We start from the raw sequence: 23297 nt of genomic DNA on the forward strand, positions 1-23297 counted from the left end.
ATCGGTGAAGGGCGATCGCGAGAAATTGCTGCACACTTGATGAGGAACATTGATTATGAACTGTACACGCTACACAGAATTGCCCGAAGCGGCATGGCGAGAATTTACGGGTGGTGATTGGGTCGATCGCATTGATGTGCGCGACTTTATTCAACGCAACTATACCCCCTACGCTGGGGATGCCTCCTTCCTCACAGGCGCTAGCGATCGCACCCAACAACTATGGGCAAAAGTGCGCGACCTGATGGCACTAGAGCGCGAAAAAGGGGTGCTCGATGCCGATACCAGTGTCCCCTCTTCGATTACAGCCCACGCACCGGGCTACATTGATCGCGAGTTGGAGCAAATCGTTGGCCTGCAAACCGATCAGCCCCTGAAACGGGCGATTATGCCCTTTGGTGGCATTCGCGTTGTTGAAACCTCCCTCAAGGCCTACGGCTACGAATTGGAGCCGCACACGAAGGAAATCTTCACCAAATATCGCAAAACCCATAACGATGGCGTCTTTGATGCCTACACACCCGAAATGCGCCGCTGTCGTAAATCGGGGATCATTACGGGACTGCCGGATGCCTATGGCCGCGGTCGGATTATTGGTGACTATCGCCGCGTAGCTCTCTATGGGGTAGATCGCTTGATTGCCGACAAACAGGCACAGCAGGCTTCCCTAGAAGTGGATGTCATGGACGAAGAAACCATCCGCCTACGGGAAGAACTCTCAGAGCAAATCAAAGCCCTCAATGAACTCAAGGAAATGGCCGCCAGCTATGGCTTTGATATTTCGCGGCCAGCGGCCAATGGCAAAGAGGCGATTCAGTGGCTCTATTTTGGCTACCTTGCGGCTGTCAAAGAACAAAACGGCGCCGCCATGTCCCTTGGGCGGGTCTCCACCTTCCTCGACATTTACTTTGAACGGGATTTGCGCCACGGCACAGCCACAGAAGCTGAGATCCAAGAATGGATTGACCACTTTGTGATGAAACTGCGGATGGTGCGCTTCCTGCGGACGCCGGAATACAATGAACTCTTCTCTGGCGATCCCACATGGGTCACGGAATCGATTGGTGGCATGGGTCTTGATGGTCGCCCATTGGTGACGAAAACCAGCTTCCGTATTCTGAATACGCTCTATACCCTTGGGCCTGCCCCCGAACCCAACTTGACGGTGCTGTGGTCGGAAAACTTGCCAGAGGCCTTCAAACGCTTCTGCGCCCAAGTTTCCATTGACACCAGTTCGATCCAATACGAAAACGATGACTTGATGCGTCCCTACTGGGGCGATGACTACGCGATCGCCTGCTGTGTCTCAGCGATGCGGGTCGGCAAACAAATGCAATTCTTTGGGGCACGGGTGAATTTAGCCAAAGCCCTCCTCTACGCAATCAATGGCGGTCGGGATGAAGTCTCTGGCCAGCAAGTGGCACCGATGTTTGCGCCGATTACAGGCGACACCCTGAAGTGGGAAGAAGTGCTGCCGCGCTTTGAACAGATGATGGCTTGGTTGGCGAAGGTGTATGTCAATACCCTCAACGTCATCCACTACATGCACGATAAGTACTGCTACGAGCGGCTGGAGATGGCGCTCCACGATCGCGATGTCTTTCGCACCATGGCCTGTGGTGTGGCGGGTCTATCGGTGGTGGCGGATGCCCTCTCGGCCATTAAGTACGCCGAGGTGAAAGTGATCCGCAATGCCGAAGGGTTGGCGGTGGACTACGAGATTAAGGGTGATTTTCCGATGTACGGCAACAACGACGATCGCGTGGATAGTCTCGCGGTGTGGGTCGTGGAAACCTTCATGAATGAAATCCGCAAACACAAAACCTACCGCAATGCCGTGCCTACGCAGTCAATCCTGACGATTACCTCCAACGTCGTCTATGGCAAGAAAACCGGCAATACTCCCGATGGCCGCAAAGCCGGTGAACCCTTTGCGCCGGGCGCCAACCCCATGCACGGTCGCGATACGAAAGGGGCGATCGCCTCACTGGCATCCGTGGCCAAGTTGCCCTATGTCCATGCCCAAGATGGCATCTCCAACACGTTCTCCATCGTGCCCAGTGCCCTTGGCAAGACACGGGAGGATCAAATCAGCAACTTGGTGAATCTGCTGGATGGCTACATCCACGACCAAGGCTTCCACATCAACGTCAACGTGCTTAACCGCGAAATGTTGTTGGATGCCATGGATCACCCTGAACTGTACCCCCAACTCACCATCCGGGTGTCGGGCTATGCGGTGAACTTTATCAAACTCACCCGCGAACAACAGTTGGATGTGATTAACCGCACCTTCCATGAACGCTTTTAGGCTCATCTTTAGGCTCTTTAGGCGAACTGCCGCCTAGATGAACGTCGCGTCCTCTACCTCGGTTGCTCTGGCGATCGGGGTAGATTTTTTATGGTGCTAGCGTGTGGTGTTTGCGTACATTGGTGAATCTCGTTAATCTTCCCTTTTTCTATAGCCATGCTGCGGGCGATCGCGCCTGCTTGTTACTCCATGGCTTGGGGGGTGGGGTTTATGAACTGCAACTTTTGGGAGAGGTTCTCTACAAAGCAGGCTGGACGGTTCAGGGCATCCTCTATCCGGGGCACGATCGCCCCAGTGCCCAAATGCCCGCCTCGACATGGCCGCAGTGGTATGAGGCAGTAGTGACAGCCTTTAAGACCTTACGAGACAGCCATCGCACGGTTGCCGTGGTGGGCTTTTCCACTGGGGGAACGCTAGCCCTTCATCTTGCCTATGAGTATGCCGTTGATTCTCTTGTACTCCTTGCCCCCTTTTTGCGCATCTATCGGCCTTGGTTTTGCCCCGTCGCTCCAGAGAGGCTTGTGCAGTCCGTTGGCCAGTGGATTCCCTTTGTGCCTCGGCGCAGCCTACCAATCCGCGATCGCCCCCTACGCCAAGCAGCAGAAGCCGCCTGCTTTTTCAAAAGTTTCAACCTGCAAGCGGTGCGCAGTGCCCTTGAGCTGATTGCCCAAGTGGAGCGGGAACTGCCGCTGATCACAACGCCAACACTGATTCTGCAAAGCCTTGCTGACACGGTCGTTGACCCCCAAGGGGCGCAGAGGATTTATGAACACCTAGGCAGCCCCGAAAAGGAATTGCACTGGTTCAAGGAGTCGGATCACTTGCTCCCCCTTGATGTCGAGCGAGAACAGGTATTCGCCAAGGTGGTCGCCTTTTTGGGAAGATAGTTGCAGTTGGTTACTTGCCCTGCCATGGAAACATTGGATCTACGGGGAACGCCCTGTCCTTTGAACTTTGTGCGCACAAAACTGCGACTGCAACAGTTGCCCCCCCAGCAGCCCCTTGAGGTGTGGTTGGATGCAGGAGAACCCATTGAGCAGGTGCCCGATAGTTTGCGCATGGCGGGCTACGATGTCCTTGGGATTGAGCCACGGCAGGACTATTTTGCCCTTCAGGTGCAGCGTCCGGCATGAGTGATCTGGTGGGCTTGGTGCGGGCTGTTCAGGCCAATTACTACCGTGTCCGCCTGCGGGAAGCCACCAATGGTATTGAGGAGTTACTGTGTGTACGCCGCGCCCGCCTCAAGAAGATGGGGCAACAGGTGTGTGTGGGGGATTGGGTAGTGGTGAGCCATCCCGACTGGCAAGGACACCGCGGAGCGATCGCTGAGATTTTGCCCCGCCGCAATCAATTGTCACGCCCAGCGATCGCCAATGTCGATCAAGTGTTGCTCCTTTTTGCCTTGGCTGACCCTCCTGCTGATGTCCATCAAATTAGCCGCTTTCTCTTGACCGCCGAGGGATTGAATGTCGAAATTCAGGTGCTTTTCACCAAAGCGGATTTAGTTTCTGCGCAAGAGCAACAGCAGTGGCGCGATCGCCTGCATCAATGGGGCTATCACTGCCATGTCCTCAGTCTCACCCAAGGAAGCGACTGGCAACATCTGCATCCCCACCTCGCCGATAAGATTACAGTTGTCTGTGGCCCGTCGGGGGTAGGCAAAAGTAGCTTGATCCGCCATCTGACACCTCGGGAAGATATTCGCGTCGGTGCGGTCTCGGATCACTGGCACCGGGGGCGGCACACCACTCGCCATGTGGAACTCTTTCCCCTGCCAGCGGGGGGCTGGATTGCCGATACACCGGGCTTTAATCAGCCGGAACTGCCCCAAGACCCCCAGCAATTGGCGGCGGCTTTTCCGGAGATTCGCCAACGGCTGAGCAAGGATCGGTGTCTCTTTGATAACTGTCGCCACGATCAGGAACCGGGCTGCTGTGTACGCGGTGATTGGGAGCGCTACCTCCTCTACATTGAGTATTTGCATGAGCTAGAAACAATGGCCAGTTCAGAGCCATCCTTAGGGAAGGCACCCCCAGTGAAGGCCAAGAGTGACCGCCAAGGGCAGCAGCGCCTTGAACCCCTCTTGGATCCGAAAAAATATCGCCGCCGATCGCGCCGACAGCAGCATCAGCACCTCAATCCTATGGCTGAAGAAGTCCTCGATAGCGAACTGTGATGACGATGCCCCTTGTGTTAACTCTCATCCTGTTGAGTGTAACGGCCCTTTCCCTTGTGATCTGGCTGGTTTTGCTGCTGTTTTGGGGACAGTTTTGGCGCCCGGATCAGCGGCTACAGGGGGGAGACCTCAGGGCTTGGCCAAGGGTGGTGGTTGTCATTCCAGCTCGCAATGAGGCGGCGGTGATTGGCACCAGTGTGCGATCGCTCCTCGAACAGGACTATGCTGGAACCCTACATCTGATCTTGGTGGACGATCAAAGTAACGATGGCACAGGGGACATTGCTCGCCAAACGGCTTTGGAACTGGGCAAGGGCGATCGCCTAACGGTGATTGAAGGCACACCGCTCCCCCCCGGCTGGTCAGGTAAGCTCTGGGCGCTGTCCCAAGGCATTGAGGCCGCCCGAGCGTTTGATCCCGATTACTTGCTGCTCACAGATGCCGATATTGCCCACGATCGCCAAAATTTGCGCCAATTGGTCGCCCACGCCCGTCAGCAAAACTGTGCCCTTGTCTCGCTGATGGTGAAACTGCGCTGCCAAAGTATTTGGGAAAAATTGCTGATTCCCGCCTTTGTCTTTTTCTTTGCCAAGCTCTATCCCTTCCGCTGGGTCAACGATCCACAGCGATCAACGGCGGCTGCAGCGGGGGGGTGTATTTTGATTGATCCTCTGGCCCTAGACAAGATAGGGGGCATTGCCTGTATTCGCGATGCCCTAATTGATGATTGTTCCTTGGCAGCAGCGGTAAAGCGCGCAGGCTACCGCATTTGGCTGGGATTAACACCGACAACAGTGAGTTTGCGAGCCTACAATACCCTCAGCAGTATTTGGCAGATGGTGGCTCGCACTGCCTATACGCAGTTGTCCTATTCACCGCTCTTGCTGGTGGGAACCGTGATTGGCATGACACTGGTGTATTTGTGGGCGCCCCTTGCCCTTGCTATCGGTCTGATCGGTCAGTCGCTACCCTTAGCCGTCATGGCGGGACTCACTTGGGGGAGCATGGCGATCGCCTACGGGCCAACGGTGCGTTTCTATGGCCTCAATAGGGCTTGGGCGCTGACACTGCCGCTGATTGCCTTCCTCTATACGCTGATGACACTGGATTCGGCGCGGCGCCACTGGCAAGGCCGGGGGGGGGCTTGGAAAGGACGGGTTTATCCCCGCAAGTCATAGATGGGGCGATAGGCCATGACAATCAGCGTGTCAGTGGGGTCAAGGCTCTGAAAGTCTAAGGGACGAGGGTTGAGCAACACCTGCTGATTTTGGCGGCGAATCCCGATCAGGAGCAGCGGGTTCTCTGGATGGCGACTACTGTACTCACTCATCCAAGCACTGAGGGCAGCAAAGGAGAGGCCACAGAGGGTAGTGGGATAGTGCCCTGGCTCAATGAAGTAAAACTCATTGGTGTGATCAGAATAGGTCAGGAGTTGCCGATAGACCTCGGACATTTGGCGAAAGAGGGCACTTTGAGCCAGAATCCCAGAACTATAGTCCTGACTCAAAATCACTTCATCCACCCCCGCTTCCTTGAGGTGGCGCTGGCGATCGCTATTCACCAATTCGGCCACCACATGAATATCCTGCTCTTGGCCAGGAGTTTTCTCTAGATGCTTTACCGCAAGGGCAATGAGGGCATTTTTTTCATCGGGAGCTTCCATGTCGGCATCCGCAAGCAGAATAATGGCTTTGGCTTGGGGGGCATTGAGGCGCTCTAGGGTGCCATGGTGGGTAGGATCCCCTTGCACTACAAAGACATCCGGGCGCCCTTGGAATTCAGGATCCAGTGCAATCGGTTCAGCACATAAAAGCACAATGTCACGGGGATGGTAGGCGTTGGCGGCAATCAGTTGGCGGAGCACAAGGGGCGCCTTGGCATTCCAGTTGCAAATAATGATGTGGTTGCTAAAGGGTTTCATGGGTAGGGTTTGGCTAAGAGCTTGGGTGACAAAGTAGGCGGAAAATTTGCCAATCAGGGCACCAAAGGCAAAGGTGCCAAAGAGTAGTAGCAGCAGCTGCAGGACTTGCCCTAGCAGGGTGCGCGGGCGATCGGGATACTCCCCCACCAAGGTAATCACTGCATTACTGAGGGTCTCCCAAGCGCGGCTCGGCGACTGAAGTGCCTCTTCGCTCCAGAGGAAAGCCACAATTAACAGCACCAGAATCGCGATCGCCCCTAGGGTAAGGAAGCGTTGAAGTCGCTCGTGCATTGGTTGGCGAGGGAAACATCACGTCTATTCTAAGATTCCGCCCCCTTGTAGAGTCTCCCAGATTCCAGTATCCTGACTGCTATACAGCCCTTTTCCCTAAGGATGGAACCCCCTCGAAACAGCCAAAACTACTTAATGACCCAATCACATCCCCTCAACAGGTCGACATCACTGGCAGAGGGGCGATTTATTCAGCATGATAGAAACAATATCGGCAGTAAAGGAGCAGTCTCTTGAATAAGCCTGACGACCGACGATGCCGACTCAGACTGTATATCTGGGGTTCCCCCTAGAAGAATAGCTGCAATGTCTGCTGCTGCCTTAGAAATTTTACTTGTGCTGCTGCTCATCATCGCCAATGGCATTTTTGCTGGTGCTGAAATCGCAGTGGTCTCTGCACGCAAGGTTCGTCTTGAGCAACTGGCAAAACGGGGTCAACGCAAGGCGAAGGCAGCCCTAAAACTTGCCAACTCCCCGAATAATTTTCTCTCGGCTGTACAAATTGGGATTACCCTGATTGGGATTCTCAGTGGTGCCGTGGGCGGTGCCACCCTTGCCCAGCGGTTACAGGCTGCCCTCAGTCCCGTGCCATGGTTGGGGCAGTATAGTCAGCCTTTGAGTATTGCCCTTGTGGTGACGGGGATTACATACCTTTCCTTGGTGATTGGCGAACTGGTGCCCAAGCGCATTGCCATGACGTACCCTGAGGCGATCGCCTGCAACATTGCCAAACCCATGACATGGCTGACGAAATTAGCGGCTCCGATTGTGCATTTACTCAGCGTCTCCACAGACACCATCCTGCAAGTATTGGGCATTACCACCATTGCTGACCAAACGGTTACAGAGGATGAAATCAAAGTCCTGATTGAACAGGGGGCACAGGCGGGTCTCTTTGAGGTGGCGGAGCAGGACATGGTGGCGCGGATTTTTAACTTGGGCGATCGCCCGATTCAGTCGATCATGACCCCCCGCACCGATATTGTGTGGCTGGATATTGAATCCTCGCTTGAAGAAATAGAAACAGAAATTCTGGCCAGTTCCCATTCGCGGTTTCCCGTGGCCGAAGAGACCATTGATCACTGCTTGGGAATTATTTCAGCCAAGGACTTTTTGGCCGCTCGTCTCACCCAGCAAAGCATTGACCTACGCCAGCTTTTGCAACCAGCGCTCTTTGTCCCCGAAGGCCTACCTGCTCTCGAGGTGCTTGAACTCTTTCGCCAGTCGAGTCAACACATTGCCCTGATTACCGATGAATACGGGGGCATCGAAGGACTGGTGACGCTCAATGATCTCACGGAGGCGATTATTGGCACCCTGCGTCACGAGGAGGGCGAGGAACCGCAAATTATTCAGCGGGAGGATGGCTCGTGGCTATTGGATGGGTTGCTCTCCACCTATGAACTCAAGGAATTGCTGCGGCGGGAAAGTTTACCTGAGGAGGACACGGCCAACTACCACACCCTTGGCGGGCTAATTATTACGCTATTTGGGCGTATTCCCCAGTCGGGAGATTACATTGAAACCGATGGCCTGCGCTTTGAAGTGGTGGATATGGATGGCAACCGCGTGGATAAGGTGCTGGTGACCGAACTAGTGAGCGACGATGCCCTCGCCGATGACAGCCCCAAGGACAAGGATTAACGACGGCGCAGATGCAGATCCGCTACTGTACGTTGCAGCGATCGCCAGCGTTGTTGTCGCAGTTGATTCAGGGCGCGTTTCAGGGGTGGCAAGGGGGGCTGATCACCACCATAGCGCCAAGCCACATAGGCCTGCGTCAGGGTTTCAATGGCTCGCTGACTGACGGCATCAAGACGGCCAGCGGTTTGCAGCGATCGCGCGTATTCCCACGGAGTTTGATTGGGTCGCTTCGGTAATCCCTGCTGGGCGAGACCATCGAGCATTTGTACATAGAGGCGGGCGATCGGCGGCAGTTTTTGCAGGCGTTGACGATATCGCCACGTCTGGAGAGCGTACCACAAACCCCAGACCACAATGACGCCACCAAAGAGAATCAAAATCCCTTGGACAATCCCCCCCAGCCCTTGGCTAAACAGATCAAAGAATTTTTGCAAAGCAGTTTCGAGGGTAGCAAAAATCATGCCAAAAAATCCCGTCACCGGGGTCGGCAACCATCCCGTGACCCACTGCCAAAACTGCTGCAGAACGCTAAAGGTCTGATCCACTTCTAGAGTGGCTGGATAGAGATCGTGCCCCGGAATTGGATCAAAGAGAAACCAGCCCAAATTGGGGAAGTAGGCTTCCGTCAGGGCATAGGCATCGGTATTGCGAACCACATACAAGCCCGTGAAGGGGTTAAATTCCCCCGTTCCTAAACCGGTGACCAAGCGCGTGGGAATGCCAATACTGCGCAGTAGCAGCGTCAACGCCGTGGAAAAGTGATCGGGATAGCCGCCGCGCCACTCAAACAGAAAGGCGGCCACCAAGTCTTGATCTGGGCTCAAGGGAGGAATATCGGTTTTGAGGCGGTAGGACTGCTTGAGGGCTTGGGTGAGGTAGAGAGCTTGCTCGTAGGGTTCGGGAATCGAGCGATCGGCCTTGGCAAGGAGGTCTTTGGCCAGCGCTTGCAGCCGTGGTTTCAGGTCAGGGGGGACTTCAAGGTAGGACTGATAGCCTACGGTGTGATTTAATTTTGGCGCTCTGCGCAACAGGGAGCGATCGCGCACGGGCACTTGGGAAATCACAGAATAGGTCAGCCCCTCGGGCAAGGGCACCGGCGCCCGCAGGCCACCCTCGGGGTCACGGGCAATTTCACGGGTGGGAAAATAGAGTTCGCGGGGTTCGTAGAGATGGGGAATTAGGTTACTAAACTCAGAAACAATGGTATAGGTCTGAATCACTTCCCGCGTCGGCATTTGGGAGAGTTGTTGTGGCAGCAGATAGCGAAAACTCCAAGGGGAACGCCGCAGCACTTCTGCCTTATCGTTGCGACTAATGCGCCAACCCCGCCCCGTATATTCATCAAAGGCAAGGACGCGCCAAAAGCCGGGGGCTTGCGATCGCACCCGCATTAACTCCCTAGGCGTCATGCTCCCGCCAAAGGTCTGATCAATCTCAGAGCCAAAGCCATAGTAAAAGTTCGGGTCAAAGGTTTGATTGGCCAGTTCCTCGCCAACACCACCACCACCACGGCCACTGACATAGCCCGGATTGATCACCCGGGTTTGGTCAAACTCCCCTGCCACTTGAATTTCAGCACTGACAGGCAAGGTGCGAATTTGATAGCCGGGGAAGCGCGGCAGCAGCACAAAGACCACCATCCCCAAGCCAAGAATCAGGGCAAAGAGGCCGACCCATTGCCGCCAAGGCAAGCGCAGGGATTTCAGGGTGGTGGAGAGTAGGCCAAGGCGCGAGCGGTAGTCAAGGACGAGTACGGGTAGGGCGATCGCCAGAAAGATCACAAGAAACAGCCCAAAGGTCATGGTTTGACTGAGGGTGGCCGCCACACTAATTAAAATCAGGGCAATGACCATTGAGTAGCCCAAATCTTTGCGGCGGGGCAGGTCAAAGCTATGGAGCACTTGCAGTTGAATCAAGAGTTCCGTCAGCAAAATCCGTGAATCCTGGTTCAGTGCTGCCAACCGCGCCAAAAAGACCGCTAATGCCGTCAACATCCCAACGGCGATCGCCAGCTTTGCCACCACATTTCTTTGCCGCCGTGCCCACCAACTCCAACTAAAGCCCGCAATGGAGAGGGGAACTGCCCAGAGACTATTGGCAGTATCCGCCGCCACATCAGTTGCCACCAGGCCAACAATCACCATGCCCAAGACCCCTAGGCGCAGCAGCAGGGAATCCTCAACATCTTTGGCGGGAGCTAGCATCGGGGAATTGGCAATGGGCTGTAACCAAGACTGAACCATCGGACAGCAGCGGCAAACAGTGCCCTGATCCTAACAAATCTCTTCCCCAGAAGTGGTGGATACCTTGGCGGCGATCGCGTCCTCTATCAGCGGCTTGCAGCATGGCTTAAAAATCAGCCCCTGACGGCGCAAATCTACACCGAAGAGGAACTCCAATCGCTTTTGGGTCTCTCCCTTCCCCCAGGGCTAAAATCAGGGTTCAATCATCTCAACAGGAGCAAATTCCTCTTGCTTAGCCGCCAGCGATCGCGGGAATGATGCTGACTTCGTCGCCATCCTTGAGGGGCGTTTCAATGCCATTGAGGAAGCGAATATCCTCATTGTTGACGTAGAAATTGACAAATCGCCGCAGTTGGCCACTTTCATCGCAGAGGCGCCCTTTAATGCCGGGGCAGTCCTGCTCTAGCTTTTCCAGAAGCTCAGCGATCGATTGGGCTTGACACTCCACCGTTGCTTGATCGCGGGTGAGCTTTTGCAAGGGCGTCGGAATCAAAACAGTAACAGCCATAGACCTCTACAAACCATCCATAAATTTCAACACAGCGTCGGAAAAACCGACTAGACCAATACCGGTTGCCAATCCAACCGTTCGAGGGTGCGCGATCGCTCCAAGGCACGCTCAAAGCTAGCCAACTTGGGTTGGATCGTCAGGGGTTGACCAATGTCGTTTTGCACTGCCTCTTGGGTTTTCAGGCCGTTGCCGGTGATATAGACCACCGTCACCTCTTCGGGGTCAATTTTGCCCGATTCCACCAATTTTTTAAGAACGGCAATTGTGGTACCGCCAGCGGTTTCCGTGAAAATACCTTCCGTTTCCGCCAGCAGCTTAATGCCTGCCACAATTTCTTCATCGGTGGCCGCAGCGATCGCCCCATTGGTTTTGCGGGCAATCTCTAGGGCATAGACCCCATCGGCGGGGTTACCAATGGCAATGGACTTAGCAATGGTGTTGGGCTTCACGGGTGCCACAAAATCCCGCCCCTCGGCATAGGCTTGGGCAATGGGGGAGCAGCCCACCGCTTGGGCACCACTACAGCGCACGGGTTTATCCGCCACCAGACCCACTTCCACAAATTCGCGGAAGCCCTTGTAAATTTTCGTGAACAGAGAGCCAGAAGCCAAGGGAGCCACAATGTGGTCAGGAAGCTGCCAGCCCAACTGTTCAATCACCTCATAACCGAGCGTCTTTGACCCTTCCGAATAGTAGGGGCGCAAATTGATATTGACAAACCCCCACCCGTGGGTATTCGCCACTTCCGAGCACAGGCGATTCACTTGGTCGTAGTTGCCCTCAACGGCCATTACCGTTGGCCCATAGATGAGCGTCCCCAAGACCTTACCCGCTTCCAAATCTGCTGGAATAAAGACACAGCAATCTAGCCCTGCATGAGCCGCGATCGCCGCCGTTGAATTCGCCAAATTGCCGGTACTGGCACAGGAGACGGTCGTAAAACCCAATTCCCGCGCCCGCGTCAACGCCACCGATACCACCCGATCCTTGAAGCTCAAGGTGGGCATATTCACGGCATCGTTTTTGATGTACAGATGCTTGAGTCCGAGTCGCCGAGCCAGCCGCTGGGCTTTGAGGAGGGGAGTCATCCCTGTGCCCACATCAATGGGGTTGGGCGATGTCACAGGCAAAAAGGGACGGTAACGCCAAATGGACTTTGGCCCCGCCTCAATCGTGCTGCGCGTTACGGCTGCCGCCAATTGGCTCAGATCGTACTTCACCTCTAGGGGGCCAAAACAGTATTCGCAGACATGAATGGCTTGGGGTTCGTACTCGGCGCCACACTCTTTGCATTTGAGGTGGGTAAAGTAGGCGGTTGCGGTGGTGGAGCTAAGGGTTGCGGTCATGGGTGTCAGACTGCCTCAGACAAGTTGTTGACCATCCTAGCAGGGGGCGATCGCCCTGTCAAATATATCCGACTATTTTTATCGGGATTTGAATGGCCATAAAAATTCTCCCCGTTTTCCTTGGAGATGTGCTGCTAATCAGCGGTTGGCGCTATCCTAGGGCTTTTTGAGGCTTCAGCGAATGGGGGTATGCACGGTCACCCGCTTCGTGCCATCGGGAAATGTTGCTTCGACTTGTACTTCTGTGGGCATTTCCGGCACCCCCTCCATGACATCGTCACGGCTGAGCAGCGTTGTGCCATAGTTCATCAAATCAGCAACTGTGCGCCCCTCCCGCGCCGCTTCCAAAATGGCAGCAGAAATATAGGCCACTGCTTCGGGATAATTGAGCTTGAGACCCCGTGCTTTACGACGTTCGGCCACAAGAGCGGCGGTAAAAATCAGGAGCTTGTCTTTATTCTTGGGGGGACAGTTGCATCGTTCCTCAGGCTAAACACTCACTTTGGCCTCTATCTTAACTTGTGGCTTTGGTGCCCAGAAAATCAATGAGCGATAAAGTCAAACTGCGACAACACTATCTTGAATGGCGGCAGCACCTGAGCGATCGCGAGTGGCAAGATCGCAGTCAGCGCATTTGTCAGCACTTGCTTGATCATCCCCAGTTTCAACAGGCAACCACAGTGTTGACCTATGTGCCCCATCGCCGCGAACCCGACTTGCGCTTCCTCTGGTCACTCCCGAAACAGTGGGGCTTGCCCCGTGTCGTGGGTCAGGATTTGCGGTGGCATTGTTTTAATGGCAACCAAGACACTCTCCAGCAAGGACGCTATGGCCTTTGGCAACCGCCCCCCGAAGCGCCCCCGATTGATCCAGCGTGTGTTGATCTCTGCCTAGTGCCTGCCGTTGCCTGCGATCGCCAAGGCTACCGTCTCGGCTATGGCGCCGGTTTTTTTGATCGCCTCTTTGCCCACCCCGATTGGCAGCACGTGTGTCGCTGGGGAATTGTCTTTGAGTCAGCCCTTCTAGCAGAATTGCCCCGTGACCCGTGGGATCAGCCACTGCAAGCTATCTGCACTGAATCAGGCCTCTTGGCAATCAGCTAAAGCCCCAGTTTTGCCAACACCGGTTGCATTGAAACCACGTGTTTTCTCAAACCCAGTTCCTCAGGACGCAGGCCAAGGGCTAGACCCACCAGTTGCGGCAGATGGAGAATCGGCAAATTGAGGGTAACTCCCACCTGCTGGGCAATTTCTGGTTGGCGAGCATCCAGATTCAAATGACAGAGGGGACAGGGGGTGACAATGCAATCCGCGCCATGGGCGATCGCGCTCTGGAGTCGTTGTGCCGCCATGGCAAAACTGGCCGCCGTCGCATAGCTGGAAATGGGCCAACCACAGCACTGGGTACGTCCCTCATACTCGATGGGGGTAGCCCCAACTGCCTCAAACACCTGTTCCATTGAGGTGGGGTGAATTGGGTGATCAAAGGGCAGCCTCTCTTGGGCACGCAGCAGATAGCAGCCATAAAAGGCCGCACAGCGCAGTCCCTTGAGGGGACGACGGACGCGATCGCGCAACTCGTCAATGCCCACATCGCCGACAATCGCCCAGAGCAAATGCTTCACTTCTGTGGTGCCTTGGTAAGGAGCGCAGCCCTGTTGCGTCAACACTTGGTTAATTTCTGCCACGTACGCCGGGCGATCGCGCTGAAAGGTCTTGAGGCGTTCATCCACATGGCCAATCACCCCCTGACAGGTGCTGCAATGGGTCAACAGGGGCAAAGCCAACTGTTCGGCAAGGGCAATGTTGCGGGCATTGACGGTATCTTCTAGCAGCCACGAATTCTCCTTAAACGTGCCTGAGCCACAACAACTGGCTTCCTTCAGTTCCACCAGCTCGATATTCAACAGGGGGGCGATCGCCCGCGTTGAGAGGTCTAATTCCCGACAGGCCCCTTGAGCCACACAACCGGGATAATAGGCATAGCGTAAAGCAGACATACAACTTGAAACGCCTAAAATCTGCCCCTAGTCTAGCCAATCATCACAATCACTCGTGTGTCCTACTGCTCAGGTATAATCCTAGGATTTAGAAACCAATCCTTGTTTTTTAGTCAAAAGTCCGTGTTACCATAAACCAATTTCTTGCAGTTCTTTCAACAACCCATGCCATAGGAGTGCTATCTTGCGTTACTTATTTAGTTCGGAGTCCGTCACCGAAGGCCACCCCGATAAGATTTGCGACCAAATTGCCGATGCCATTCTGGATGCGCTGCTCACCCAAGACCCCCAAAGTCGCGTTGCCGCTGAGGTCGTCGTGAATACGGGTCTGGTGCTGATTACTGGGGAAATTACCACCAAAGCACAGGTCAACTACGTCAACCTAGCACGGCAGAAAATCCGTGAAATTGGCTACACCGATGCTGAAAATGGCTTTGCCGCCAATAGCTGTGCCGTTATCGTTGCCCTTGATGAGCAATCCCCCGATATTGCCCGAGGGGTGGACACGGCTCAAGAAGCACGGGAACGTCTCAGTGATGCCGAATTAGATCGCGTTGGCGCCGGTGATCAGGGCATTATGTTTGGCTATGCCTGCAATGAAACCCCTGAGTATATGCCGCTGCCCATTAGCTTGGCTCACCGCATGGCGCGTCGCTTGGCTGCTGTCCGCAAAACGGGTCAACTTCCTTATCTGCGTCCCGATGGCAAAACTCAAGTCACTGTCATCTACGAAGATGGCCAGCCGGTGGGCATTGATACCATCCTGATTTCCACCCAACACACGGCCACCATTGGTGACATCAGCGACGAAGCCGCCGTTCAAGAAAAGATTAAAGCCGATCTATGGGAAGCCGTCGTCAACCCTGTCTTTGCGGATCTGGCAATTAAACCCGATGACAAGACCCGCTTTCTCGTCAACCCCACGGGCAAATTTGTCATTGGTGGTCCTCAGGGGGATTCGGGACTCACAGGACGCAAACTGGTGGTGGATACCTACGGTGGTTATGCCCGTCACGGGGGCGGTGCTTTTTCCGGGAAAGACCCCACCAAGGTCGATCGCAGTGCTGCCTACATGGCTCGTTACATTGCCAAAAACATTGTGGCCGCAGGCCTAGCCGACAAATGCGAGTTACAGATTAGCTATGCCATTGGTGTGGCTCGCCCCATGAGCCTGTTTGTGGATACCTTTGGCACGGGTAAACTTGCCCCAGAGCAACTGCTGGAGTTAATTACAACTCACTTTGATCTGCGCCCCGCTGCCATTATCCAAACCTTTGGTCTGCGCCACTTGCCCCAGGAGCGCGGTGGTCGCTTCTACCAAGATGTGGCTGCCTACGGTCACTTTGGGCGTCATGACCTCGACCTACCTTGGGAAAAACTCGATAAAGTCGCCGATCTGCAAGCCGCTGCCGCTCAATTTCTAAGCGCAGTCTAGGAACATATTGGGGGGATTTCTCCCCCCTGCACTACTGGGTGACTCGTTGCAGGCAGGTTTGTGCCGTGTTGGTGAGCATCTGGCGCACTTCGGGATTGACATTGGTCTGTACATCTTCACCGATCGCCTGAAATTCTGCCAAGGTGAGCGAGGATTGCAGTTCATTGATCACACAGGTACAGTAGGCATTGCCGTATTGCGCCATTTGCGGCACCTGTTGTTGCAGGGCAGTCGTACATTCACTGGTAAATCGGGAAACCACTTCTGGGGGGTAGGGAGCAGCGATCGCCCCCCCGCCGAGGGACACCGCACTTAAAACCGTCAAAGAGATGGATGATTTTTTGAGTAAAGACATTGTTTCTATCCTTCGTGTATCAAAGTTTCATGCCCATTCTTTAGTGACTCCTCCAGTCTAGGCAGGTTCCAGAGAATGTGCCACTTTGGGCGATCGCCACAAAACGCAGATTTACATTCCTAGGGGCAAACGTTAAAGTAGAGGATTGGACTACTACAACACCGTTCACCTTAGCCCTATGACCCTATACAACCCCTCTTTGTACGAAGAACCCATTTCCCAAAAGAACTTAACCGCTGCGGGTCGTTCCGATCGCTCCATTTTGGAATGGTTACAGCAAACGGGTCGATTAATTGCCCGTGATGCCAATGAGACAGACCCGATCGTGGATAGCACCCTCGATGATATGGGTGAAATTGAGGAATTTGTTGGTGACTCCTTGGGCGATTACGACGAAGAAGATGACCTAGGGCTTGAGGAGTAGGGCACCAATCCCCCTATTATCGGAGTGATGTGCTAGAGCTATCCCCATGCCCTCCACCAAAACCACGGCTGCCATTGAACCCCGTTGGCTGACAGGACAGCGACTTTTTGGCCTTCTCGCTATTGGCCTGCTCATGGCTAGCATTGCCTACGATACCGGAGCAAACCACTGGCAACAGCCGTTGAAAACCTTGACACTGCCTTGGTTGGTGAGCTTTGCCATCGTTGTAGGGCTAGGGATGGCGGTGGTGCCCCTGTTGCGGCGGTTGAAAACTGGGCAGATTATTCGCGAAGATGGCCCGCAATCTCACCTGCAAAAATCGGGCACACCGACAATGGGGGGAATCTTTTTTGTGCCGACGGGGTTAGGTCTAGCCCTCCTGTGGACTGGAGTTGCGCAGGGGAAAGTATCCGCAACGGTGGGGGCGATCGCCCTCCTTGTTCTCTGGTATGCCGCCATTGGCTGGTGGGATGACTGGCAAGTTCTGCGGCGCAAATCCAACAAAGGGTTATCGGCGCGGCTGCGGCTCCTCCTTGAGGGCATTGGGGCGGCTCTTTTTTGTGCTTGGCTGGTGGGGAGTGATCCAACGGCAACGGTGGTGACCGCGCCTTGGGGGTGGGTTTGGCCTTTAGGGATCGCCTTTATCCCCTTGGCGATTTTTGTGCCGATGGCGGAAGGGAATGCCCTCAATCTCACCGATGGTCTCGATGGTCTTGCCGCAGGCACGGCGGCGATCGCCCTCCTCGCTTTAGGCATGATTCTGACCGCCCATCCCGATTTGCAAATTCTGGCAGTGGTCATGAGTGGTGCCTGCCTCGGCTTTCTCTGGCACAATCACCATCCGGCACGGGTGTTTATGGGGGATACGGGTTCCCTAGCCCTTGGGGCACTCCTTGCGGGCATTGGCTTGGCCAGTCATCACCTCTGGGAACTGTTGATTGTCAGTGGTCTTTTCTTTGTGGAGTCTCTCTCAGTCATTGCCCAAGTGCTCTACTACAAAGCAACCAAAGGTTCCGATGGCGTGGGCAAACGGCTGCTGCGGATGGCCCCTCTACACCATCACTTTGAATTGGGGGGCTGGTCAGAACTGCGGGTGGTGAGTACGTTTTATGGGGTGGTTGCCCTCTTGGGACTGCTCTGTGGCCTCCTGCAATGGTTGGCTTGATGGGGGAAGTGCAATGAAAGCAGCAGTACTCTACGGCAAAGAAGATGTCCGCATTGAAACCGTCGCCGATCCCACGCCCGGTCCCGGAGAAGTGGTGATTCGTGTTCAGGCTGCCACTACCTGTGGTACCGATTTGAAGGTATGGCGGCGCGGCGGTCATGCACGGATGCTAACGCCACCGATTCTCTTTGGCCATGAAGCGGCCGGGGAAATTGTTGCCCTTGGGGCTGGGGTGACCGGCTGGCAGGTGGGCGATCGCGTGGTAGCGAATAATTCTGCCCCCTGTGGCCAGTGTTTTTACTGCCAACGCCAAGCCTTTTCTCTCTGTCCCCATCTGGAGTTTAACAATGGCACGTTTGCCGAGTATCTAAAAATTCCCGCCAGCATCGTCCGCCAGAATCTGCTGCCTATTCCGGCGTCCCTCTCCTTTGCCTTAGCTGCCCTCACCGAACCCCTCGCCTGTGTCCTCCACGGTGTGGCTCGCTCTGGCTTTGACCCCGCAATGGTTGAAACGTGGCCAAGTCCACCGCAAATTGTGGTGCTGGGGGATGGTGCCATTGGCCTGATGTTTATGGGGGTTCTGGCACAGCAGGGAGCACGGGTTCTCGCCTTTGGCGGTTCCGATCAGCGGCTGGCGATCGCCCGCACCTTTGGGGCAGAGCAGATAGTAAATCATCACCAGTGCAGCGATATTCCTGCTGTGGTTAAAGACTGGACCCAAGGACGGGGTGCCGATATTGTCATTGAAGCCACTGGCGTACCTGAAGTCTGGGAAACGGCGATCGCCTGTGGTCGCCCCGGTGCCACCATTAACCTCTTTGGTGGCTGCCCCCGCGAAACTTCGATCCGCGTTGATACCGAACGCCTGCACTACGAAGAACTCACCCTCAAGGGGGTCTTTCACAACACACCCACATTTGTCCGCCAAGCCTTGCAACTGATTGCCAGCGGCACATTGCCTTTCGAGAAACTGATTAGTGGCCAAGCCCCCCTCACGGAGATTGAAAACGTCTTGCAAGCAATGAAGGCGCGCCAAGTGATTAAAGTAGCGCTGCAGCCCTAGCTATTCCCGCAGGAGCAAATAGTACAACTGCCCCGGTGTATTGATCAGACCCGCCCGCGCTTTGGCCACCTCCCCCGTGCCCATGAAAATATCGACACGACCCGGCCCGCGAATGGCACTCCCCGTATCCTGATCCAAAACAAAACGGCTGACGGGGGTTTGCTGCCATTGGCCTTGGGCTTTGAGGGGAATTTTCGTGTTGATCACCGCCAAGGCACCCGGAGGCATCAGGGACTTATCAGTGGCGATCGAACGCTCTGGAATCACCGGCGTTGAGAGACTGCCCGTGGGGGGGCGCCCTTGGGTATGTTCAAAAAAGACAAAGCTGGCATTGCGAGGTAAATAGCGATCTAACTCAGCGGGGTTGGCCTCAAAGTAAGCCATGAGGCGCGGTAGCGTCAGTTCCTCACGGGGAATTTTGCCATCGCGAATGAGTTCTTGGCCAATACTCGTGTAGGGGTGATTAGTCTTACCGGCATAGCCCACCGTAAAGCGGCGACCATCGGGCAGTTGCAGCTCAGCCGACCCTTGGACGTGAACCAGAAAGGCCTCTAGGCGATCGCGCAAATAGACCAGTTCCAGACCCCGCAAAGGCCCATTACGCCACTGCTGACCATCCGCCCCTTCCAGTTCCAAGCGGGTTGGGTGCGGCTCTCGCCACTGCTCAAAATTGGGGGGGCGACGAAATAGGGGATAGCGGTATTCTGCGGTGGGCACTAAGCTGGCACGATACGTCGGTGCATAATAGCCCGTGAAATCCACTCGCCCTTGGCCATCGGTGCCAATGGATTGATAAAAGACAAATTCTCGCTTGACAGATGCTTGCAGTTCTGCCGCAGAGCGACGGGTTTGTACCAGATGGCGAAAGCGTTCGAGGGAGCGGATCACTCGCTGATGGAGATTGGGGCCAAGGGCGGCGCCGGGTTGACCGGGAGCAGTGTAGGCGGCGTAGTCGCGGCGCGCTTTATCGCTGCGCAGGTAACGCAAACTATGATCAATGGCTTGCAGCAGTCGTGCTCGTTCCCTGGGGGATTGCCAGAGGGCCGTATCTAGGGCAACCCTTGGGGGCAGTTGGCTTTGGCGCGTTAAGGGAGCAACCGTTGGTGCTGTGGCGATCGCGCTTGTTGCGAGGATCACGACCCCCTGAACCCATCCTGCGAATAAACCCGCCATAGACGTTAGGCAAACCGATCCACACTAGAGGCAAACACGGGTTCTACCCGAATTGCAAATACCTTTGAGGGGCGCACCACCATGTATTCCCCTTGAATGTTTTTAATGGGAACGGAAATAAAGTCGTTGGAATCTGCTTTGGCCACTAACTCGTTGCTGTACCACTTCTGGAAGTCTTGAATGGTGGGGAAGCGCACCTCCTCACGGTGACCGCCATCCAGAAATAAATGCACCGCAAATTCAGAAGGGGTTCTGGGCATAGGCGCGATCGCTCATCCTCATCATGCACATTATTCCCCTATTATCGCCGCAATCGGTGGCTTCAGGCACTAGGGACCGCCAGTGAGGGGACGGGGGGCGCGATCGTAGTACTGGGCTGTCATCGCTGGGTTGAGAGCGCGAGCACGCTCATAGTCCCGTTGCGCCAATTCCACATTGCCACTATCGAAGTGAGCCATGCCCCGACTATAGTAGGCAGCAACAAATTGCGGATCCCGTGCTAGGGCAGCATCAAAGTCGGCAATCGCCGCTGTGTAGTTTTGCAGAGCCAGATAGGCCATGCCGCGGTTGTAGTAGGCGGCAATAAACTGGGGATCGTTGCGCAGCGCAGTGCTAAAGTCCGCGATCGCCCGCTGCATATCCCCTTGGTCATAGTAGGCTAGGCCGCGCGCAAAGTAGTAGTCAGCACTGGGGTTGAGTCTGATTGCTTGGCTAAAGGCATGAATGGCAGCGGCCAGATCACCCGTACCTTGGTGCATTAATCCCACGTTGTAGTAGTCCTCGGCACTGCGGGGCACGAGGCGTTGCAGTTCTTGCAGTTCAGGAGGTGTGAGGGTGGCGATCGCCATGGGCTGTGCCACAGCAGCACTGCTGAGACCAACAAAAGCAGCTAAAACTGTCAAAGCACTGAAGAGTTGTTGGCGCATCGTCGGCCTCCTTTGGGCATCGCTCAGCCTTACTTCGATCCTAAAAGAAAATGAAGAAATCGCCCAGCAAACGATAACAGTTGTAATAAGTCGCTCGCTCCGACCCTTTTCTTGGCTACATACACAGCATTGCGCTCTGGAGTCGTAGTGCATGCCATGCTTGGGAAAGGGCTGTATGTTGATATCTTTAAGTTTTTCTGCGCAGAGGGCAGTGCGCGAGCTCTTGGATCAGATGTGATCTAGGGCACTGGCGCCGAACTCAAAGTCATGTTCAAAGGAGCTTGTAATTAACGATACGCCCAAAACTCTCCGGCTGCAAACTAGCGCCACCCACTAGCACCCCATCAATTTCTGGCTGCGCCATGATCGCATCAATGTTGTTGGCATTGACCGAGCCACCGTACTGAATGGGGACATCGGGATTCTGTAACTTGCTGCGAATCAGGCCAATGACACGGTTGGCTTCCGCTTCTTCACAGGTATCGCCCGTACCGATCGCCCAAATGGGTTCGTAGGCAATCACCAAATTGCTCTGATCCACATCCACCAAGTCCAGGGTCAACTGCTGAAGGATGTGGTTTTCAGTTTCCCCAGCATCCCGTTGGGCTTTTGTTTCACCGACACAGAGAATGGGGGTCAGGCCATAGTGTTGGGCAGCCTTGAGCCGTTGGTTGACCGTAGTATCGGTTTCCCCAAAATACTGCCGCCGCTCACTGTGGCCAACAATCACGTAGCGCACGCCCAACTCCACCAGCATCGGTGGCGAAATTTCCCCTGTAAACGCCCCTTGATCCGCCCAGTGGACATTTTGGGCACCCAGCTTCACCCGCGTTCCGTGCAGACTCTTGGACAATACACTTAAACAGGTGTAGGGAACACAGAGCACCACCTCGCGATCGCTGGGGGTGTCCACCAATTTCCCTAAGAACTCCTGTAGGAAGGCCACCGCCTCCTGTTGAGTTTTGTGCATTTTCCAGTTGCCAGCAAGAACTTTTGGGCGCACTCGTCCTGACTTTCCTCTGCGAAACTTAGCGTAATTAAGCGTACCACACGAGTTGCCTCATATAATTAGAGGTTTAACTGAGGAAGTGGCTCAGACTTAACCCAGCTTGTCCCAAACCGCCGCAATTCGGGGAGATTGACGCTTGGGTTGCACGCGCGGAGTCCGCCGTCCGAGTTTGACTTGGTAGGTGTCGTTGTCAACTGTCACATAGCCGAGTTGGCGAACCTCTGCGAGGGTGGCACTGACCTCTTCCGCAGACCACTGCAACTGCTCAGCCAATTCTGGCACGGTGAAGGGCGTTGGCTGGCGCATCATCAGTGTCAAGAGCGATCGCTGGCGATCGGGCAAAACCAACAAATCTGCTGGATTGAGACCCCCACCGCAAGCACTGCTAGCATTTTGACTGTCTATCATTGGCAATGTTCCTCAATGGCAGTGACTGGCAGTGGCACTCGAGAAGGATCAAAAGGATCAAAATTCAGTCAGTCTCCTTACTCCTAGGCTACCCTAATCCAACAGATGCTGCACAACACTCCTGACAACGAGACTGTAGGGATGCTCAGGGTAGCGTAAACAGAAAATATCGCTGCTCCCCAGTTGAAACATTTCTTCACAAACAGGCAAGATACCCGCAACGGGCACACCATAGGTCGTTTCCACCTGCTGCTTGAGGGAGTCCTTATTAAAGGCGCTGGGGACTTTGTTCACCACCATCACCATTTTGGGCACATCCAGCTGCCGCGCCACATCAACCGTGACCGCTGTTCCTTGAAAGTCTTGGCGATCGGGTCGCAGAATCAGCACCAAGGCATCGGAGACTGTAATCGAGAGCAGCGTTTCCTCATTCAGCCCTGGGTGGGTATCAATGAGCAAAAAGTCGAGATTCAGCCCTTGGAGCAACTGCTGAAAACCATCATTGAGCAAGCCGACATCGTAGCCTTCCCGCAGCACACGGGTAATTTCACTGGTTTTGAGGCTAGAGGGAATGAGATAGATTGCTCCTTTGGCTTGCTGGCCGTGAGCCGTAATCAGATGGCTGACATCCCGCGCCACATCAGTAATTTCACAGCGTCCCCACAGGTAGTCATTCAGGGCATGTTCCGTATCTTCCGACTCAAGGCCAAAGAGCACATGGATACCGGGGGATTGAATATCCGTGTCCACGATCGCCACCCGATAGCCCAAGGTTGCCAAGGTACAGCCCAGATTTGCTGTTGTATTTGACTTGCCTGTGCCACCACGAAAAGAATGCACAGAAATAATGCTACCCATGAGCTGTCCTCGCTGCTCTGAACAATTCAACGTCTATTT

General features: G+C 54.8%; 23 protein-coding genes and 1 pseudogene. 11 read left to right on the forward strand and 13 right to left on the reverse strand.

Annotation, left to right across the window (positions count from 1 at the left end; all coding sequences use genetic code 11):
* The first annotated feature begins 55 nt into the window (after positions 1-55).
* The 5 genes from pflB to RHJ02_RS05855 all read left to right on the forward strand — a co-directional run bounded on the left by pflB (position 56) and on the right by RHJ02_RS05855 (position 5665).
* Positions 56-2311: a formate C-acetyltransferase gene (pflB, locus tag RHJ02_RS05835; RefSeq protein ID WP_310800550.1), complete on the forward strand. Its 2256-nt coding sequence runs from the start codon at positions 56-58 to the stop codon at positions 2309-2311.
* A 101-nt stretch (positions 2312-2412) separates the two neighbouring features.
* Positions 2413-3198 carry a carboxylesterase gene (locus RHJ02_RS05840; protein ID WP_255521518.1) on the forward strand — a complete coding sequence of 262 codons (786 nt, stop codon included), beginning with the start codon at positions 2413-2415 and terminating at the stop codon, positions 3196-3198.
* Between the two features lie 24 nt (positions 3199-3222).
* The gene (locus RHJ02_RS05845) at positions 3223-3444 is read left to right on the forward strand and encodes a sulfurtransferase TusA family protein (protein WP_149817527.1); all 222 of its coding nucleotides are present in this window, start codon (positions 3223-3225) and stop codon (positions 3442-3444) included.
* Positions 3441-4487 carry a small ribosomal subunit biogenesis GTPase RsgA gene (gene rsgA / locus RHJ02_RS05850; RefSeq protein ID WP_206201465.1) on the forward strand — a complete coding sequence of 349 codons (1047 nt, stop codon included), beginning with the start codon at positions 3441-3443 and terminating at the stop codon, positions 4485-4487. The genes RHJ02_RS05845 and rsgA overlap by 4 nt, the downstream gene beginning before the upstream one ends.
* Positions 4487-5665, forward strand: a complete 1179-nt coding sequence (locus RHJ02_RS05855) for a glycosyltransferase (protein ID WP_225901672.1) — start codon at positions 4487-4489, stop codon at positions 5663-5665. The genes rsgA and RHJ02_RS05855 overlap by 1 nt, the downstream gene beginning before the upstream one ends.
* On the opposite strand, the gene RHJ02_RS05860 is transcribed toward RHJ02_RS05855, so the two are convergent.
* Positions 5647-6699 carry a TrkA-related ion transporter gene (locus RHJ02_RS05860; RefSeq protein ID WP_206201466.1) on the reverse strand — a complete coding sequence of 351 codons (1053 nt, stop codon included), beginning with the start codon at positions 6697-6699 and terminating at the stop codon, positions 5647-5649. The two genes, RHJ02_RS05855 and RHJ02_RS05860, sit on opposite strands and share 19 nt — an antisense overlap.
* 306 nt (positions 6700-7005) lie before the next feature.
* On the opposite strand from RHJ02_RS05860, the gene RHJ02_RS05865 reads away from it, so the two are divergent.
* Positions 7006-8343 (forward strand): hemolysin family protein, encoded by a 1338-nt coding sequence (locus tag RHJ02_RS05865; protein ID WP_310800551.1) that lies wholly within the window; start codon positions 7006-7008, stop codon positions 8341-8343.
* Here RHJ02_RS05865 and RHJ02_RS05870 read toward each other — a convergent pair.
* The 4 genes and pseudogenes from RHJ02_RS05870 to ureA all read right to left on the reverse strand — a co-directional run bounded on the left by RHJ02_RS05870 (position 8340) and on the right by ureA (position 12921).
* Complete coding sequence (locus RHJ02_RS05870; RefSeq protein ID WP_310800552.1) at positions 8340-10586, reverse strand: DUF3488 and DUF4129 domain-containing transglutaminase family protein; 2247 nt, start codon at positions 10584-10586, stop codon at positions 8340-8342. The two genes, RHJ02_RS05865 and RHJ02_RS05870, sit on opposite strands and share 4 nt — an antisense overlap.
* Positions 10587-10818: 232 nt before the next feature.
* Entirely contained in the window at positions 10819-11094 is a 276-nt protein-coding gene (locus tag RHJ02_RS05875) for a MoaD/ThiS family protein (protein ID WP_149817514.1), read from the reverse strand.
* Between the two features lie 50 nt (positions 11095-11144).
* Complete coding sequence (gene thrC / locus RHJ02_RS05880) at positions 11145-12443, reverse strand: threonine synthase (RefSeq protein ID WP_206201469.1); 1299 nt, start codon at positions 12441-12443, stop codon at positions 11145-11147.
* 174 nt (positions 12444-12617) lie between these two features.
* Positions 12618-12921: pseudogene (gene ureA / locus RHJ02_RS05885) on the reverse strand (urease subunit gamma).
* Positions 12922-12988: 67 nt separating this feature from the next.
* Here ureA and RHJ02_RS05890 point away from each other — a divergent pair.
* Positions 12989-13546: a 5-formyltetrahydrofolate cyclo-ligase gene (locus tag RHJ02_RS05890; RefSeq protein WP_206201470.1), complete on the forward strand. Its 558-nt coding sequence runs from the start codon at positions 12989-12991 to the stop codon at positions 13544-13546.
* Here RHJ02_RS05890 and RHJ02_RS05895 read toward each other — a convergent pair.
* Positions 13543-14442: a CoB--CoM heterodisulfide reductase iron-sulfur subunit B family protein gene (locus tag RHJ02_RS05895; protein ID WP_310743514.1), complete on the reverse strand. Its 900-nt coding sequence runs from the start codon at positions 14440-14442 to the stop codon at positions 13543-13545. The two genes, RHJ02_RS05890 and RHJ02_RS05895, sit on opposite strands and share 4 nt — an antisense overlap.
* 184 nt (positions 14443-14626) lie before the next feature.
* On the opposite strand from RHJ02_RS05895, the gene metK reads away from it, so the two are divergent.
* Positions 14627-15877, forward strand: coding sequence for a methionine adenosyltransferase (metK, locus tag RHJ02_RS05900; RefSeq protein ID WP_206201472.1), 1251 nt, complete (start codon positions 14627-14629; stop codon positions 15875-15877).
* Between the two features lie 31 nt (positions 15878-15908).
* Here metK and RHJ02_RS05905 read toward each other — a convergent pair whose 3' ends face one another.
* Complete coding sequence (locus RHJ02_RS05905) at positions 15909-16232, reverse strand: hypothetical protein (RefSeq protein ID WP_206201473.1); 324 nt, start codon at positions 16230-16232, stop codon at positions 15909-15911.
* 178 nt (positions 16233-16410) lie between these two features.
* Between RHJ02_RS05905 and RHJ02_RS05910 the strand changes: the two genes are divergently transcribed.
* Genes RHJ02_RS05910 through RHJ02_RS05920 form a run of 3 tightly spaced genes read left to right on the forward strand, consistent with a single transcriptional unit; the run spans position 16411 to position 18884 of the window.
* Entirely contained in the window at positions 16411-16656 is a 246-nt protein-coding gene (locus RHJ02_RS05910; RefSeq protein WP_149817500.1) for a DUF3134 domain-containing protein, read from the forward strand.
* Positions 16657-16702: 46 nt separating this feature from the next.
* Complete coding sequence (mraY, locus tag RHJ02_RS05915; RefSeq protein WP_310800553.1) at positions 16703-17821, forward strand: phospho-N-acetylmuramoyl-pentapeptide-transferase; 1119 nt, start codon at positions 16703-16705, stop codon at positions 17819-17821.
* A 13-nt stretch (positions 17822-17834) separates the two neighbouring features.
* Positions 17835-18884 (forward strand): alcohol dehydrogenase catalytic domain-containing protein, encoded by a 1050-nt coding sequence (locus RHJ02_RS05920; RefSeq protein WP_310744228.1) that lies wholly within the window; start codon positions 17835-17837, stop codon positions 18882-18884.
* On the opposite strand, the gene RHJ02_RS05925 is transcribed toward RHJ02_RS05920, so the two are convergent.
* The 6 genes from RHJ02_RS05925 to RHJ02_RS05950 form a co-directional block, all read right to left on the reverse strand.
* Positions 18885-20057 carry an MltA domain-containing protein gene (locus RHJ02_RS05925; RefSeq protein ID WP_310800554.1) on the reverse strand — a complete coding sequence of 391 codons (1173 nt, stop codon included), beginning with the start codon at positions 20055-20057 and terminating at the stop codon, positions 18885-18887.
* Positions 20058-20062: 5 nt separating this feature from the next.
* Positions 20063-20317 (reverse strand): hypothetical protein, encoded by a 255-nt coding sequence (locus tag RHJ02_RS05930; RefSeq protein WP_149817491.1) that lies wholly within the window; start codon positions 20315-20317, stop codon positions 20063-20065.
* A gap of 69 nt (positions 20318-20386) precedes the next feature.
* Positions 20387-20983, reverse strand: a complete 597-nt coding sequence (locus tag RHJ02_RS05935; protein WP_302676478.1) for a tetratricopeptide repeat protein — start codon at positions 20981-20983, stop codon at positions 20387-20389.
* Between the two features lie 271 nt (positions 20984-21254).
* Entirely contained in the window at positions 21255-21986 is a 732-nt protein-coding gene (tpiA, locus tag RHJ02_RS05940) for a triose-phosphate isomerase (protein ID WP_206201478.1), read from the reverse strand.
* Positions 21987-22082: 96 nt separating this feature from the next.
* Entirely contained in the window at positions 22083-22400 is a 318-nt protein-coding gene (locus RHJ02_RS05945) for a hypothetical protein (RefSeq protein ID WP_310744229.1), read from the reverse strand.
* A gap of 93 nt (positions 22401-22493) precedes the next feature.
* Positions 22494-23258, reverse strand: a complete 765-nt coding sequence (locus tag RHJ02_RS05950) for a MinD/ParA family protein (RefSeq protein WP_149817487.1) — start codon at positions 23256-23258, stop codon at positions 22494-22496.
* Positions 23259-23297 lie beyond the last annotated feature (39 nt).

Source organism: Thermosynechococcus sp. TG215 (assembly GCF_031583455.1).
GTDB lineage: Bacteria > Cyanobacteriota > Cyanobacteriia > Thermosynechococcales > Thermosynechococcaceae > Thermosynechococcus.

Excerpts from the sequence above, each read along its gene's own strand:
- pflB (WP_310800550.1), top strand. The coding sequence starts at position 56 with ATGAACTGTACACGCTACACAGAATTGCCCGAAGCGGCATGGCGAGAA.
- RHJ02_RS05845 (WP_149817527.1), top strand. The coding sequence starts at position 3,223 with ATGGAAACATTGGATCTACGGGGAACGCCCTGTCCTTTGAACTTTGTG.
- rsgA (WP_206201465.1), top strand. The coding sequence starts at position 3,441 with ATGAGTGATCTGGTGGGCTTGGTGCGGGCTGTTCAGGCCAATTACTAC.
- RHJ02_RS05855 (WP_225901672.1), top strand. The coding sequence starts at position 4,487 with ATGACGATGCCCCTTGTGTTAACTCTCATCCTGTTGAGTGTAACGGCC.
- RHJ02_RS05860 (WP_206201466.1), bottom strand. The coding sequence starts at position 6,699 with ATGCACGAGCGACTTCAACGCTTCCTTACCCTAGGGGCGATCGCGATT.
- RHJ02_RS05865 (WP_310800551.1), top strand. The coding sequence starts at position 7,006 with ATGTCTGCTGCTGCCTTAGAAATTTTACTTGTGCTGCTGCTCATCATC.
- RHJ02_RS05870 (WP_310800552.1), bottom strand. The coding sequence starts at position 10,586 with ATGGTTCAGTCTTGGTTACAGCCCATTGCCAATTCCCCGATGCTAGCT.
- RHJ02_RS05875 (WP_149817514.1), bottom strand. The coding sequence starts at position 11,094 with ATGGCTGTTACTGTTTTGATTCCGACGCCCTTGCAAAAGCTCACCCGC.
- thrC (WP_206201469.1), bottom strand. The coding sequence starts at position 12,443 with ATGACCGCAACCCTTAGCTCCACCACCGCAACCGCCTACTTTACCCAC.
- RHJ02_RS05890 (WP_206201470.1), top strand. The coding sequence starts at position 12,989 with ATGAGCGATAAAGTCAAACTGCGACAACACTATCTTGAATGGCGGCAG.
- RHJ02_RS05895 (WP_310743514.1), bottom strand. The coding sequence starts at position 14,442 with ATGTCTGCTTTACGCTATGCCTATTATCCCGGTTGTGTGGCTCAAGGG.
- RHJ02_RS05905 (WP_206201473.1), bottom strand. The coding sequence starts at position 16,232 with ATGTCTTTACTCAAAAAATCATCCATCTCTTTGACGGTTTTAAGTGCG.
- RHJ02_RS05910 (WP_149817500.1), top strand. The coding sequence starts at position 16,411 with ATGACCCTATACAACCCCTCTTTGTACGAAGAACCCATTTCCCAAAAG.
- mraY (WP_310800553.1), top strand. The coding sequence starts at position 16,703 with ATGCCCTCCACCAAAACCACGGCTGCCATTGAACCCCGTTGGCTGACA.
- RHJ02_RS05920 (WP_310744228.1), top strand. The coding sequence starts at position 17,835 with ATGAAAGCAGCAGTACTCTACGGCAAAGAAGATGTCCGCATTGAAACC.
- RHJ02_RS05925 (WP_310800554.1), bottom strand. The coding sequence starts at position 20,057 with ATGGCGGGTTTATTCGCAGGATGGGTTCAGGGGGTCGTGATCCTCGCA.
- RHJ02_RS05930 (WP_149817491.1), bottom strand. The coding sequence starts at position 20,317 with ATGCCCAGAACCCCTTCTGAATTTGCGGTGCATTTATTTCTGGATGGC.
- RHJ02_RS05935 (WP_302676478.1), bottom strand. The coding sequence starts at position 20,983 with ATGCGCCAACAACTCTTCAGTGCTTTGACAGTTTTAGCTGCTTTTGTT.
- RHJ02_RS05945 (WP_310744229.1), bottom strand. The coding sequence starts at position 22,400 with ATGATAGACAGTCAAAATGCTAGCAGTGCTTGCGGTGGGGGTCTCAAT.
- RHJ02_RS05950 (WP_149817487.1), bottom strand. The coding sequence starts at position 23,258 with ATGGGTAGCATTATTTCTGTGCATTCTTTTCGTGGTGGCACAGGCAAG.